Source organism: Plantibacter sp. CFBP 8798 (assembly GCF_014841195.1).
In the GTDB taxonomy this organism is placed as follows: Bacteria; Actinomycetota; Actinomycetes; order Actinomycetales; family Microbacteriaceae; genus Plantibacter; species Plantibacter auratus.
The window spans coordinates 843,790-856,350 of sequence record NZ_JACYTS010000001.1; the positions used below are offsets into that span (position 1 = coordinate 843,790).

Genomic DNA, 12,561 nt, shown 5'->3' on the forward strand with positions numbered 1-12,561 from the left:
TGACAGGCGTGTCGGCCGATCGCGGAATACGGCGACACTCAATTGGTTACATCTACAAGTAAACGGGGTAGCCTGTACCGACCCCATCACCCGATCGGAGACCGAATGTCCGCTGTGCTCGACGAGCGTCTGCTCGCCCCGGAGACGTCGATGGGCGCGGTCACGCTCCGCGTCGGCGACCTCGACCTCATGTCCGGTTACTATGCCAACGCCTTCGCGATGGAGCCGCTCGAGGAGCGCAGCCGCGACCGCGAGGTGCACCGGGTGCTCGGTCGTGGCGTCACCCCGCTCGTGCGGCTCGTGCACACGCCAGATCTGCCGGCCGTCGACCGGCGGCAGGCCGGTCTGTTCCACACGGCGTTCCTGTTCGAGGACGAGTCGAGCCTCTCGGCGACGGTCTATCGGGCCGCGCAGGACCCCCGCGGACAGTTCGTCGGGTCGAGCGACCACTTCGTGAGCGAGGCGTTCTACTTCACCGACCCGGAGGGGAACGGCGTCGAGCTGTACACGGACCGCCCGCGCAGCAGCTGGGTGCGCTCGGGCGACCAGATCGCCATGACCACCACCTACCTCGACCCGAACGCCTACCTGCAGCGGCACCTCACGGAGGACGCCCTCGGCGCCGGGCCCTCGTTGGCCGGTGCCGTCGGGCACGTGCACCTGCAGGTCGGAGACCTCCAGACCGCCCGAGCCTTCTACGTCGACGCCCTCGGATTCGAGACGACGCAGACCGAGTACCCCGGCGCGATCTTCGCCTCCGCCGGCGGCTACCACCACCACATCGCGATGAACGTCTGGAACAGCCAGGGCGCCGGTCCTCGCGCGGCCGCCCTCGGCCTCGGCGACGTGTCGATCACCGTCCCCGACCTCGCGAACCTCGATACGCTGGCCGCGAGGCTGCGCGCCCGCGCGATCCCCTTCGACGCGGACGGTCGTTCCGTGACCGTCTCCGACCCGTGGGGGACCCGCGTGACCGTGGCCCTGCCCGACCTGTCGACCGAGGAGCTGCTGTCCCGATGACCACCGCACTGCGCGACGTCCGTTCCGCCGACTGGGCCGACGCCGCGTCGTCCGCTCCCGTCGTCGCGGTGCTCCTCCACGGCTACGGCTCCAACGAGCACGACCTCACCGGTCTCGTCGGGCCGCTCGCGCTCGGCATGCCCTGGGTGTCGCTGCGCGCGCCGCTCGAGAGGGGCCACGGTGGCGCGGCCTGGTTCGAGATCACGACGCCGGGCAACCCGGACCCGGAGCCGATCGCCCGTGCCACGGACGCCGTCTGGGGCTGGATCGACGAGCACGTGTCGGCCGAGGCGCGCGTCGTGCCCATCGGCTTCTCGCAGGGCGGTTTCATGGCCTCGCAGCTGCTGCGCACGCGACCCGAGCGGGTCGTGGCGCCGGTCATCCTCGCCGGGTTCGTGCTGAGTGCGCCGCAGCCCGGCGACGAGATGCTGGCAGCGACGAAACCCGCGGTGTTCTGGGGACGGGGTCTCGAGGACCGCGTCATCGCCGCGCCGGCCGTCGCGCGCGCCGCAGCGTGGTTGCCGCTGCACACGACCCTCACCGAGCGCACCTACCCGGGCCTCGCCCACGGGATCGACCAGGCCGAGATCGACGACGTCCGTGGGTTCCTCGGCGAGCACGTCGGCTGACCTGTCCCCACAGTCGCTCAGGTCGTCGCCTCCGCGGGCATCACCACCTGCGGTCGCACGTGCTCGTAGACGACGCTCGTCCGGACGTCCGCAACCTCCTCACGTTCGGTGAGCTTGTCGATCACGAAGGCGTAGAGCGCGTCGTTGTCGGTGACGGCGACCTGGAGCAGGAAGTCCTCGTTCCCGGAGACGACGAAGACGCCGATGGTCTCGGGGAGGGTGATCGCCCAGCTGCGGAACGCGTCGATGTTGACGCGCGACGGCGGTCGGATCCGGATCGCGATGAGCGCCTGGACCGAGCGACCGAGCGACGGCAGATCGACGTCGAGTCGCGCGCCGCGGATGACGCCGCGGCGGTACAGGCTGCGGGTCCGGTCGAGCGCAGTGGTGGGCGAGACGCCGACCGCGGCAGCGATGTCCCGGTTGGTGCGCCGTGCGTCGCGCTGCAGTTCGCGCAGGATCGCCGTATCAAGTTCGTCCATGCGGTCGATTGTGCCAGTTCGTCCGGACGATGTACGGGGTCGAATTCGTTGTGGTGCCGCTCGACATAGCCTGATGGTCGATTCACGTACGACATCAGGGAGAGACATGACGGAACAACAGCTCGTCGGCTTCGCGCCGGAGGAGATCGACACGGCGGCGCCCACGCGGTCCGCCCGGCTGAAATGGGTCGTCGTCGTGCAGCAGGACCTCCCGGCCGGTCGAGCCGTGAATGCGGCGGCCTGCGTCGCTGCGGCGATCGGAGCCAGCGTGCAGGGACTCCTCGGGCCGGACGCCCTCGATGCCGACGGCTCGGCTCATCCCGGACTGCCGTGGGCCGGGTGCAGCGTGTTGTCCGCTCCGGCTGAGCAACTGGCGGCGATCCGGGCCAAGGCGGCGGGCTCGGATGGCGTGCTCGTCGTCGACATGCCGGAAGCGGCCCAGCTCACCCGGGTCTACGACGAGTATCTCGAAGCAGTGGCGGCGACCGCGCCGGACGCACTCGCCCCGCTGGCCGTCGCGCTGGTCGGGCCGCGCAACCGGGTGGACCGGATCGTCGGGCGACTGCCGCTGCTGGCCTGAAAGCGCACGCGTCAGGGCTTGAGGGAGGTGGGGTGCGGCGGGCTGGCTAGGGTTGGCGGGTGAGCACCACCGTCCATCCCCCGCAGGTCGCGCCGTCCGCAGCCGTCGTCACCGCCAGCCGCGTGATGTACCTCCTGATCGCCGTGATCATCGCGATCTCGCTCGTCATCCAGATCGTCCTCGTCATCACCGGCGGCGCCGACGCCCGCTCGGGCGGCGTGGACATGTCCGTCGGACTGGCGACCCGCTTCGCTCGCATCTTCAGTGCGTTCACGATCCTCAGCAACCTCATCGTGCTCGCGGTGTCCGTCCTGCTGGCGATCGACCCCCTGCGTGACGGTCGGCTCTGGCGGGTCGCGCGGCTCGACGCCCTGCTCAGCATCGTCATCACCGGCATCGTGTACGCGGTGGTGCTGGCGCCGCAGGTGAACCTCACGGGGTGGGCGCTCGTCATCACGATCGGGTTCCACTACCTGTCCCCGTGGCTCACGCTCGGCGCCTGGCTCGTGTTCGGTCCGCGTCCGCGCTTCACCTGGAGCACCGTCGCGTGGGCGTTCCTCTGGCCGCTCGCCTGGGTGGTCTTCACCTTCATCCGTGGCGGCATCACCGGCTGGTACCCCTACCCCTTCCTCGATGCGACGCAGCTCGGCTTCGACGGTGCCGTCCGGAACGCGCTCATGGTGCTCGTGGTCGCGATCGTCTTCGCCGTGCTGCTCAAGCTCGTCGACCGGGTGCTGCCCGCCGCGCTCCGCCGCTGAGGTGAGGCACCTGGTCGCCCGGCGGTGTTCCGGGCGACCGAATGCCTCACCTCAGCCTGCGGCCCGACTCAGGGGTGCAGTACCACCTTCCCGTTGAGCGTCCGCGACTCGGCGAGTTCCATGGCGGCGACGATCTCGGTGAGGGGGAATCGCGCGGCGATGTTGGCCGTGATGTCACCGTGCTCGAGGAGCCGGAAGACCTCGCCGAGGTCGGCCTCCAGGCGGCGGCGGAACCTGGCGGGACGGAGGCGGTGGCCCGCCCACAGGTCGTAGAAGGTCGAGCTGCGGCCGTTCGGGAGGGCCGTCCAGAGCAGCGCCTGACCGATCGCCAGCAGGAACGGCGCCATCAGCGGTCCCGTGCCGCCCATCGTGGTGATGATCGAGTAGGTCACGAGCGTGCCGCCGCGGGCGAGGAGCCCGAAGGCCGTGCGGGTCGTCTCGCCGCCGACGTTGTCGAAGACGGCGTCGACCCCGTTCGGCGCCAGCTCGCGAACCCGTGCGCCGAGCTCGGGGTCCGCGTAGTCGACGGGGATGACGCCCGCCGCGCGGAGTGCCTCGTGATGCCGGGGCGACGCCGCACCGATGACCCGGACGCCGTGGAGTCGCGCCAGCTGGATGAGGATTCCGCCGACGCCCCCGTTCGCACCGAACAACAGGATGGTCTGGCCCGGCTGGACCCGCGCAGCGCGATGCAGCATCTGCCACGCGGTGACGCCGTTCACGACGACCGTCTCGGCGTCCTCTGAGCTCACCCCGTCCGGCACGAGGATGCTGTCGCGCGCGGCCACGACGGCGTGGGTCGCCCAGGCACCCGTCTTGGTCAGGGTCGCGACCCGTTTGCCGATGAGGGTCGGGTCACCTCCGGTGCCGACCTCGAGCACCCGTCCGACGAGGTCGTATCCCGGGACGAACGGGAACGCCGGTTGGCCGAAGTACCGGCCCTTGCGCATCGACTGCTCGGCGAAGGAGACCCCGGTGGCCTCCATCTCGACCAGAAGCTGGCCGGCGTCAGGAGTCGGCGTCGGCACGGTGGCCAGTTCGAGGCCGGCCGGCTCGACGAGGCCCGGCAGGACGACCTGGGTGGTGGTCGCGGATGGTGTGGTGTGCATGATGTGTTCCGATCTCGTGATGGTTGTGTGTGACTGAACAGTCACAACTGTGGGTACGAAAAACAGCAGGTGCGGTCGGTGGCTCTGAGTCGATCAGTCGTGCCGGATGCCGTGGTCGACGACACGCGCCCAGTCGGCGTCGACGTCGCCGAGGCCCGCCTGCACGACGAGGTGACAGAGCTGCCCGTAGGCGAGACTGCGCTGGACGGCGCCGGCGTCCGCCCCGGAGTCACGGGACATGACGCGCACCACGAGTGCGAGCCCGGAGCGGACCGCCTCCTGGATCGCGGGGACGTCGCAGGCGCTCTGTGCGTGCACCTGGAGGGCGATGAGACTGCGGTCGCGGATGAGCTCGATGTACGCCTGGGTCATCGCGTCGAGCTTGTCGTCCGGGCTCCACTCCGGGTGGTCCTCGACGGCTGCGGACATCGCGTTCGCGACCTGCTCGTAGCAGTGCTCGACCGCGGCGACGAAGAGGCCGAGTTTGCCGTCGAACAGGCGGAAGACGTAGGCGGGGGAGATCTTGGCCGCAGCAGCGACGTCCGCGACGGGGGTGGCGCGGTAACCGGCGATCGAGAAGACCTCCACCGCACTCGCGATGGTGCGGACGCGTTGGTCCTCGGCGGTCGATCGGCTCATGTGACTGAGTGAACACGAACAAGCGATACCCGTCAAGCACCCGTGTCAGGATGGGGCATGCCCGTCGTCGAATCCCGCTGCACCGTGCCCGTCCCGCCCGACGTCGCGTTCGCGATCTCCCAGACCACCGGCGAGACCCGGATGCGCTGGGATCCGTTCATCCGGAGGCAGTACTTCCTCGACGGCGCGAAGGAGGCCGCCAAGGGCGTCCGCACCTTCACCATCCAGCGGTTCGGGTTCCGGATGGTCAGCGAGTACGTGTCGTACCACCCGCCGACCAACGTCGGTATGAAGATGACGAAGGGCTCATGGTTCTTCGAGCGGCTCGCCGGCGGCTGGCGCTTCAGCCCGGTGGAGGGCGACGACCAGCGCACCCTCGCCGTCTGGCGCTACAACTTTACGTGCAAGCCGCGGTGGCTGGCGCCGATCGCCGAGCGCATCGGTGCGATCGTCCTGCAGCGCGACATCGACCGCCGCATCCGAGGCTTCGCGCGCGGCTGTGAGGATCCCGCCGTGCTCGCCGCGGTCGCTGCAGCGGACTGATCCGCCACTCAGCGTGCGAGGAACGAGCCGATGGCGAATCGGGCGGTCACGCCGGGGCTGAAGAGCACCGAGTCGGGCTCGTGCTCGACGACACCAGGGAGGCCCGCCGCCGCGCAGAGCTCGTCGCGCAAGGAGGTGACGCGCGCCGGGTGGACCACCCAGGGTTCGTGCTCGTTCGGCAACCACTGCGTCCGACCGAAGCGGCTCTGGAAGAGCCCCCACCGCGCCGTCAGGAACTGCGACAGCTCGTCGTCGACGGTCGTCGCGCGGTCGACATCGACGCCGAGCTGGAAGCCCGGACCTCGTGTCGTCGGCGACGTCGTGATCCGCCGCGACGCGTACTCCCAGCCGTCGTCCGTCGGTCGCTGCGCGGTCCGCGCCCACTGGTAGGGCAGGCCGAACATCGCGCGAGCCGCGAGGACCGCCGGCAGGCTCGACGCCTCCAGCGACCGGAACACGACGCCGCGACGCCCCTCGCTGTCGACCCCGTACAACCGGACGTTCACCTCGGTGAAGGAGCCGCCGACGGGCGACGGCGGCAGCGGACCGATGCGGGCGTCGCCCAACTGGAAGGCGATCAGCCCGACCCAGGTGGAACCGTCGAAGACGTCGGGGACCACCCCGGGCGGGAGCAGTGGCGCGACGGCGCTCGCCGGGACGCGCCAGTGGACGAACGCCAGGTCCCGCCATTCCTGCGCGGCGACCACCGGGCCGGACAGTGCCGGTGCGGTCGAGGCGATCGGCCTGGGCTCGCCGGTCATGCCAGGTGCTCGTACTCGGGCAGGTCGATCTTGTCGGCCGGCGGGGAGAACAACTGCGCACCGACGAGCTTCGCCGGCTTCGACCCGGCCACGCGGAGTGCGGTGCGGAACGCCGCGACGCCGGCTTTCGAGGTCGGGTTGGCGAGCTGCGGTGTACCCGGCGGCAGCGACTGGGCCTGCTCCACGTACGGGCGCATGATGCGTTCGTACCCGCGGAAGGCGTCCCGGTGGTGCACGTGCGCAGCCAGCTCACCGGCCAGCACGTAGGCGCCGACGATCGACAGGCTCGTCCCCATGCCGCTGACGGGCGACGCGCACCAGGCCGCGTCACCGAGCAGTGCGACCCGTCCGGATGCCCAGCGGGGCGTCCTGACCTGGCCGATGGATTCGTAGTAGACGTCGTCGCTGTCGTCGAGATGCTCGAGGATCCGGTTCGCCTGCCAGGGGAGTCCGACGAACCGGTTCCTGAGATGCCGTCGCTGCGCGTCGAGGTCGCGGCGCGCGGGGACGATGCCGTCGCCGCGGTCGGACGTGACCTCCGTGAGGACGGCCCGGGTGGTGCCGTGCCGGTCGGGTCGGAGCGTGACGCTGCGGCCGCCGACGCCCGAGTACCACTGCCACCACGGCACGTCGGCGTCGTCGCGCGGGATGGTGAGGTACGTCATCTCGAGCCCGAGGGAGCGGGTCACCGCCTCGCCGGGGAAGGCCAGCTCGCGGGTCGACGACCGGATGCCGTCAGCCGCGATCACGAGGTCGAACGCCTCATCCTCGCCATGTGCGAAGGACACGAGGACCCGTTCACCGTCGTCGTCGAGCCCGGTGATGTGGTCGCCGTACCGATAGCTGGTGGTGCCGTCCGTCGCGTCGATGAAGATGCGGGCCAGGTCGCCACGGAGGATCTCGACCTCGGCGGTCGCGCCGTCGGTCTCGGAGTCCGACACCGGGAACTCGGCGATCGTCTCACCGGCGTCACCGACGAACCGGGTGCCGCGCTCGCCGGTGGTCGCCTCGCGTGCCGCGTCCTCGAGGCCCGCGCGTCGCAGGACCTCGCGAGCAGCGCCCCGCACGTCGATGTTCTGGCCGCCGTCGCGGAACGCCGGCGCGCGCTCGACGACCGTCGTCTCCCAGCCGTAGCGGTTCAGCCAGAACGCCAGGCCGGGGCCGGCGATGCTGGCTCCGGAGATCAGGACGCGGGGAACGGTCATCGTGGTGCCACCTCTCAGGGAGCGTGGGATTGCCGCTCCGGTCGCCTCCATCATCGCGCTCGCCGATCCGAATCCCGCATGGTTGACAGCTCCGGCGGTGCAGGCGTCGCCCGCTTGTACGCTGGGGGCATGTCGAGGATCGAACGCAAGCGTCGCAAGCGGAGTGTGCGGGTCGATCGCGTCTACGACGGCGACGTCTACGTCCGGGTCAACTCCGTGGGGTCCAGCGGCGATCGCTCCTTCATCCTCATCCCCGGCATCGGTGTCTCGTCCACGTACTTCGAGCGCCTCGCGCCGCACCTCAACGAGTTCGGGCCGGTGCACGCGCTCGACCTCCCCGGCTTCGGCGGGGTGCCGCACCCCTCGTCGACGCTCACGATCCGCGAGTACGCGGACCTCGTCGGTCGGGTCATCGACGAGCTCGATCTCAAGGACCCGATCATCGTCGGCCACTCGATGGGCAGTCAGGTGGTCAGCGACCTCGTCTCCCGTCGCCCCGAGTTGTCGACCCTCATCCTCATCGGGCCAGTCGTCGTGCCCGGTCAACGGCGGGTGCTCACCCAGGCGGTCCGGTTCCTGCAGTCGAGTTGGCACGAACCGCTCACGGTGAAGGTGCTCGCCGTCAGCGCCTACGTCTTCTGCGGGTTCAAATGGTTCTCGCGGGTCCTGCCGGAGATGCTGACCTACCCGATCGAGGAGGCCCTGCCGAAGGTGCAGGCGCACACGCTCGTCATCCGTGGCGAGTACGACGCCGTCGCACCGCGCGAGTGGGTGGAGCGGGTCGGAGAACTCCTGCCCTCCTCACGCCTCTGGGAGATCCCCGGCGCAGCGCACTCCGTCATGTACGCGCACGCCGAGGAGGTCGCGAAGCTCTGCGTCGACCACGCCAGGCGCACGGTGGCGGACGGCGACGACGACCGACTCCAGGTCTACCCCGAGGACTCGGACGGGAGCGACGACAAGGAACCGGAGGCACCGCAGCCCGCGGCCATCATCCAGGCCGTCGGAGGTCGGATCGAGGAGACGATCGGGATCGTCACCGACGACGACGACCGCGTGGCCGAGGGGAAGTCGCAGGTGGCCGACGCGGTCGCCTCCATCGACCACGACTGAGCGCTCGCTGAGATGCGGCGGATCGTCGCTCAGCCTCGGGCCGGGCGACGAACCGCCTCACCTCACCGCGTCGGCTCGCCGAACCAGCGCCGGAGGGCCGGTTCGAGTGGTTCCCGCCCGTCGGCTAGCCAGACCACGTGGCCATCCGGGCGCAGGAGCGCCGCCGTGGCCGCGAGCTCCGGGGTCGTGGTGGCGACCCGGTCGACGCGGTCCGCCCAGCCGGACAGCCCGTGGGTCCCGGTCTGGTCGAGCAGGAGTCCGCGACCCTCGTGGAGGAGGGTGAACAAGCGCCCGCCGTCGGCCAGGGGGAGGTCGTGGAGCCGTCGGCCGAGCAGCGACCCGTCGTCAGAGCCGTCGTCCACCGCTGCGCCGGGACCTCCGACGTCGTATCGGATGCCGGTGGACGCGATCCGCTCGCCCAGGAAACGGGCCACGTCGTCGAACCGCATCAGGTCCGAGAACAGCCGACGCACCGCCTGCGGGCCGGGGTCGGGGGACAGGAGGACGCTCTGTGCTCGGGTGAGCGTGAGGACGTCGTCGGCGACCGGGCGGCGCTCCGTCGCGTAGGTGTCGAGGAGGTCGGCCGGTGCCCAGCCGGCGAGCTCGGCGGCCAGCTTCCATCCGAGGTTGAACGCGTCCTGGACCCCGAGGTTGAGGCCCTGCCCGCCGAGGGGCGGGTGCACGTGGGCGGCGTCGCCGGCGATGAGCACCCGGCCGACCCGGTAGCGCTCGGCGAGTCTCGTCGCATCGGTGAAGCGCGACAGCCAGCGCGGGGAGTGTGCGCCGAAGTCGGTCCCGGCGAAGCGTTCGAGCCGGGCCCGGAACTCCTCAATCGTCGGAGTCGCCAGGCGTTCGTCGGCGGGGGCGTCGGCGGGCGCCACCGCGCGGAAGAACCCGTCGGACACCGGTCCGATGCCGAAGCCACGGTGCGTCTTCCGGACCTCGTCGGCGATGGCGGCGACCTCGTCGGCCGGGAGGGTGACCTGGATCTCCCCGAGGATCCACTCGGTCTGCGCGGGCTCGCCTAGGAAGCCGATGCCGAGGATCTTCCGGACGGTGCTCCGCCCGCCGTCGCATCCGACGAGCCACCGTGCCCGCAGGTGCTCACCGTCGTCCAGCTCGACGGTGACGCCGTCCTCGTCCTGTTCGAGGCCGACGAGTCCGTTCCCGCGACGCAACTCGGCACCGAGCTCGAGCGCGCGTTCGGTCAACAGTCGATCGGTGACCGGCTGCGGGAGACCGAGGACGTAGTCATGCGTGGTGTCGAGCGGCACGCGTCGCGGCGGGACGATGCCGGCGAAGTGACCGGTGGCGCCCGGGTACCGCGTGCCCTCGGCGAGGAACCGGTCGAGGATGCCGCGCTGGTCGAGGATCTCGATGCTCCGCGGGTGGAGGCCCAACGACCGCACGGCAGGGCTCGGCTCGGCGTCCCGCTCGAGGACGAGGACGTCGACGCCGTGGAGCCGGAGTTCGGCTGCCAGCATCATGCCGGTCGGGCCGCCACCGCTGATGATGACGTCATGCATGAGGACCCCGTTCTCGCGGTCGGAGGCGACCGCGGCCACCCATTCTGGAGGCCGGAGGGGGTCTTGCGGCAAGCCCCGGTGCCCGGCATACTCTGGAAATGCAGCGGCAGTGAGTTGCGGCGGATCGTCGCTCAGCCTCGGGCCGGGCGACGAACCGCCTCACCTCACCGCGTCGGCTCGCCGGGCCAGGACCGCGCCGTGGGGCCGCTGGTCGAGGCTCGTCCTGGTGTGCGTCTCGACGACCTCGAAGCCCGCCCGGCGCACCCGCTCGGCCAGCTCCATGACCGGCCAACGATAGGCCGTCACCACGGCATGGTCGAACGCCTCGACCGCCGGACCCTCGAAGCAGCCGATCAGCAGTTCGCCGCCCGGTCGGAGCACGCGAGCGAAGTCCGCGAGCGAGGCGTCGATCGTGTCGGGACGGTGGTGGATCAGCGAGTACCAGGCGAGGACGCCGCCCACCGAGCCGGTCTCCGCATCGAGGGCGTCGAGGCTCCCGAGATCGAACCGGGTCTCCGGGTGCTCGGTGCGGGCATACGCGATGCACTCGGGGACCAGGTCGACGCCACGGATGTCGAGCCCGCGCGAGGCGAGGTACGCCGTCCAATGGCCCGGGCCGCAGCCCGCGTCGAGTGCCCGCCCGTCGATGCGATCGGCCCAGGAGGTCACGAGCTGGAGGTCCGAGGGGTGAACCGAGGCCATCGAGCCGAGGAGGTCGGCGTACTCGACGGCTCGGCCCGAGTAGGCCGTGCGGACGACGACGGGCGACGCGGGACGTGCCGTCCGTGGACCGTCGGTCACAGCGTCGTCAGGAACGCCCGGATGTCGTCCGCGAGGAGCTCGGGCTCCTCGTGCGGGGCGAAGTGGCCGCCTCGGGGCATCGTTGTGAACCGTCGCACGTCGTAGCTCCGCTCGGCCCAGCTGCGCGGCGGGCTCGCCAGGTCGTGCGGGAAGAGCGCGACCGCGGTCGGCACCTCGACCCGGTCGACGCGCGTCGTGATCCCGGTCGCGGACTCGTAGTACGGGCGGAGCGAGGTGCCGATCGCGTTCGTGAACCAGTAGACGGAGGCGAGTGTCGCGAGGTAGTCGTCGCTGAACCGGGACGAGACGTCGCCGCCGCAATCGCTCCAGGCCCGATGCTTCTCGAGGATCCACGAGAGCAGGCCGACAGGGGAGTCGGACAGCGCGGGAGCGAGCGTGAGTGGACGCGTGTGGTGCTGATGCTCATACGCGCCCTCCTCGGCGTCCCAGGCCTCGACCCGGGCGAGATGCGCCTGCTCCTCCTCGGTGAGCGTCTCGGCGTCGACCTCGAGCGGCGCGGCGACCGCGAGGAGGTGGATGCCGGCGACCGCCTCGGGATGCGCCTGCGCGAGCCGAGAGGTGATCCCGGCCCCGAGGTCGCCTCCATGGGCGGCGTACCGGGCGAAGCCGAGGTGATCGTGCATCAGCGTGTGCCACAGCTCGTGCGTCTGATCGCCGAAGGTCGGCCGTTGCGGCGAGAACGGTAGGCCGGGCAGCGCGGGCACGATGACGGTGACGGCGCTCGCCGGGTCTCCGCCGTAGTGGGACGGCGTCGCGAGGCGTCTGGCGAGTCCGACCAGTTCGAGGGCGGTGCTCGGCCACCCGTTCGTGAGGACGACGGGGATGCCGCCCGGGGCCTCAGCGTCGAACCGGAGATAGGTGATGGCGGCCCCGCCGATCTCCGCCTGGTGCCACGGCAGGGCGTTGATGCCCCGCTGCTGTGCCTCCCAGTCGAAGTCGTCCGCCCAGTAGGTGACGAGTCGCCGCAGCTCGTCCTGGTCGGTGCCGGCCTCCCAACCGGCGGTCGGCCACCGGTCAGGCCAGCGGGTGTCGTGGAGTCTGCGGCGGAGGTCGGCGAGGTCGTCGTCGCTGACGTCCATGACGGTCTGGCCCGCTGGCGACCGGGTCACCTGGTAGCGGCGCTCGATGGCCGCGGTCGCGCGCCCCCACTCGCTGGACGCGACGCGCGCCTGGTGTGCTGCGAACGACTCGTCGTCCTCGAAGACCTCGGCGACGTCCCAGACGAGCGGGTCGTCCGTCGGCGTCACCTCGAACGACACGCACCCCGGTTCGGCGCGGGTGAGTGCGACATGCTCCGGCAGATGGGTCTCGACGATCGCCACGTCGGTCGGTGTCGCGCAGATCAACTGGCCGGTCAGGTGCACGGTGGTCATG

14 protein-coding genes are annotated in these 12,561 nt (G+C 70.8%); 6 read left to right on the top strand and 8 right to left on the bottom strand.

The window, feature by feature from the left end; genetic code table 11:
• The first annotated feature begins 105 nt into the window (after positions 1 to 105).
• Both IFU30_RS04020 and IFU30_RS04025 read left to right on the top strand, forming a co-directional pair.
• Positions 106 to 1,020 (top strand): VOC family protein, encoded by a 915-nt coding sequence (locus IFU30_RS04020; RefSeq protein ID WP_192004392.1) that lies wholly within the window; start codon positions 106 to 108, stop codon positions 1,018 to 1,020.
• Positions 1,017 to 1,649 (top strand): alpha/beta hydrolase, encoded by a 633-nt coding sequence (locus IFU30_RS04025; RefSeq protein ID WP_192004393.1) that lies wholly within the window; start codon positions 1,017 to 1,019, stop codon positions 1,647 to 1,649. The genes IFU30_RS04020 and IFU30_RS04025 overlap by 4 nt, the downstream gene beginning before the upstream one ends.
• A gap of 17 nt (positions 1,650 to 1,666) precedes the next feature.
• Here the strand turns inward: IFU30_RS04025 and IFU30_RS04030 are convergent, their stop codons facing one another.
• Positions 1,667 to 2,131, bottom strand: a complete 465-nt coding sequence (locus IFU30_RS04030) for an Lrp/AsnC family transcriptional regulator (protein ID WP_192004394.1) — start codon at positions 2,129 to 2,131, stop codon at positions 1,667 to 1,669.
• 106 nt (positions 2,132 to 2,237) lie between these two features.
• Between IFU30_RS04030 and IFU30_RS04035 the strand changes: the two genes are divergently transcribed.
• Both IFU30_RS04035 and IFU30_RS04040 read left to right on the top strand, forming a co-directional pair.
• Positions 2,238 to 2,711: a DUF2000 domain-containing protein gene (locus IFU30_RS04035; protein ID WP_192004395.1), complete on the top strand. Its 474-nt coding sequence runs from the start codon at positions 2,238 to 2,240 to the stop codon at positions 2,709 to 2,711.
• A gap of 59 nt (positions 2,712 to 2,770) precedes the next feature.
• Positions 2,771 to 3,469, top strand: a complete 699-nt coding sequence (locus tag IFU30_RS04040; protein WP_240043966.1) for a Pr6Pr family membrane protein — start codon at positions 2,771 to 2,773, stop codon at positions 3,467 to 3,469.
• Between the two features lie 68 nt (positions 3,470 to 3,537).
• On the opposite strand, the gene IFU30_RS04045 is transcribed toward IFU30_RS04040, so the two are convergent.
• Entirely contained in the window at positions 3,538 to 4,578 is a 1,041-nt protein-coding gene (locus IFU30_RS04045) for a medium chain dehydrogenase/reductase family protein (RefSeq protein WP_192004396.1), read from the bottom strand.
• 93 nt (positions 4,579 to 4,671) lie between these two features.
• A complete protein-coding gene (locus IFU30_RS04050; protein WP_192004397.1) occupies positions 4,672 to 5,217 on the bottom strand; it encodes a TetR/AcrR family transcriptional regulator in 546 nt (181 codons plus the stop codon).
• Between the two features lie 57 nt (positions 5,218 to 5,274).
• Here IFU30_RS04050 and IFU30_RS04055 point away from each other — a divergent pair, with 57 nt between their 5' ends.
• A complete protein-coding gene (locus IFU30_RS04055; protein WP_192004398.1) occupies positions 5,275 to 5,760 on the top strand; it encodes an SRPBCC family protein in 486 nt (161 codons plus the stop codon).
• Positions 5,761 to 5,768: 8 nt separating this feature from the next.
• Here the strand turns inward: IFU30_RS04055 and IFU30_RS04060 are convergent, their stop codons facing one another.
• Positions 5,769 to 6,521 (bottom strand): YqjF family protein, encoded by a 753-nt coding sequence (locus IFU30_RS04060; protein WP_192004399.1) that lies wholly within the window; start codon positions 6,519 to 6,521, stop codon positions 5,769 to 5,771.
• Positions 6,518 to 7,726: an FAD-dependent monooxygenase gene (locus IFU30_RS04065; RefSeq protein ID WP_192004400.1), complete on the bottom strand. Its 1,209-nt coding sequence runs from the start codon at positions 7,724 to 7,726 to the stop codon at positions 6,518 to 6,520. The genes IFU30_RS04060 and IFU30_RS04065 overlap by 4 nt, the downstream gene beginning before the upstream one ends.
• A gap of 129 nt (positions 7,727 to 7,855) precedes the next feature.
• Here IFU30_RS04065 and IFU30_RS04070 point away from each other — a divergent pair, with 129 nt between their 5' ends.
• Positions 7,856 to 8,839: an alpha/beta fold hydrolase gene (locus IFU30_RS04070; protein ID WP_124768512.1), complete on the top strand. Its 984-nt coding sequence runs from the start codon at positions 7,856 to 7,858 to the stop codon at positions 8,837 to 8,839.
• A 62-nt stretch (positions 8,840 to 8,901) separates the two neighbouring features.
• On the opposite strand, the gene IFU30_RS04075 is transcribed toward IFU30_RS04070, so the two are convergent.
• From IFU30_RS04075 to IFU30_RS04085, 3 genes are all read right to left on the bottom strand, one after another.
• Positions 8,902 to 10,365 (bottom strand): FAD-dependent monooxygenase, encoded by a 1,464-nt coding sequence (locus tag IFU30_RS04075; RefSeq protein ID WP_192004401.1) that lies wholly within the window; start codon positions 10,363 to 10,365, stop codon positions 8,902 to 8,904.
• 159 nt (positions 10,366 to 10,524) lie between these two features.
• The gene (locus tag IFU30_RS04080; RefSeq protein WP_342450798.1) at positions 10,525 to 11,166 is read right to left on the bottom strand and encodes a class I SAM-dependent methyltransferase; all 642 of its coding nucleotides are present in this window, start codon (positions 11,164 to 11,166) and stop codon (positions 10,525 to 10,527) included.
• On the bottom strand, positions 11,163 to 12,560 hold the full coding sequence (locus IFU30_RS04085; RefSeq protein WP_192004402.1) for an alpha/beta fold hydrolase: 1,398 nt from the start codon (positions 12,558 to 12,560) through the stop codon (positions 11,163 to 11,165). The genes IFU30_RS04080 and IFU30_RS04085 overlap by 4 nt, the downstream gene beginning before the upstream one ends.
• Position 12,561: the final 1 nt, after the last annotated feature.

Excerpts from the sequence above, each read along its gene's own strand:
- IFU30_RS04085 (WP_192004402.1), bottom strand. The coding sequence starts at position 12,560 with ATGACCACCGTGCACCTGACCGGCCAGTTGATCTGCGCGACACCGACC.
- IFU30_RS04020 (WP_192004392.1), top strand. The coding sequence starts at position 106 with ATGTCCGCTGTGCTCGACGAGCGTCTGCTCGCCCCGGAGACGTCGATG.
- IFU30_RS04070 (WP_124768512.1), top strand. The coding sequence starts at position 7,856 with ATGTCGAGGATCGAACGCAAGCGTCGCAAGCGGAGTGTGCGGGTCGAT.
- IFU30_RS04065 (WP_192004400.1), bottom strand. The coding sequence starts at position 7,726 with ATGACCGTTCCCCGCGTCCTGATCTCCGGAGCCAGCATCGCCGGCCCC.
- IFU30_RS04060 (WP_192004399.1), bottom strand. The coding sequence starts at position 6,521 with ATGACCGGCGAGCCCAGGCCGATCGCCTCGACCGCACCGGCACTGTCC.
- IFU30_RS04035 (WP_192004395.1), top strand. The coding sequence starts at position 2,238 with ATGACGGAACAACAGCTCGTCGGCTTCGCGCCGGAGGAGATCGACACG.
- IFU30_RS04050 (WP_192004397.1), bottom strand. The coding sequence starts at position 5,217 with ATGAGCCGATCGACCGCCGAGGACCAACGCGTCCGCACCATCGCGAGT.
- IFU30_RS04055 (WP_192004398.1), top strand. The coding sequence starts at position 5,275 with ATGCCCGTCGTCGAATCCCGCTGCACCGTGCCCGTCCCGCCCGACGTC.
- IFU30_RS04030 (WP_192004394.1), bottom strand. The coding sequence starts at position 2,131 with ATGGACGAACTTGATACGGCGATCCTGCGCGAACTGCAGCGCGACGCA.
- IFU30_RS04075 (WP_192004401.1), bottom strand. The coding sequence starts at position 10,365 with ATGCATGACGTCATCATCAGCGGTGGCGGCCCGACCGGCATGATGCTG.
- IFU30_RS04045 (WP_192004396.1), bottom strand. The coding sequence starts at position 4,578 with ATGCACACCACACCATCCGCGACCACCACCCAGGTCGTCCTGCCGGGC.
- IFU30_RS04025 (WP_192004393.1), top strand. The coding sequence starts at position 1,017 with ATGACCACCGCACTGCGCGACGTCCGTTCCGCCGACTGGGCCGACGCC.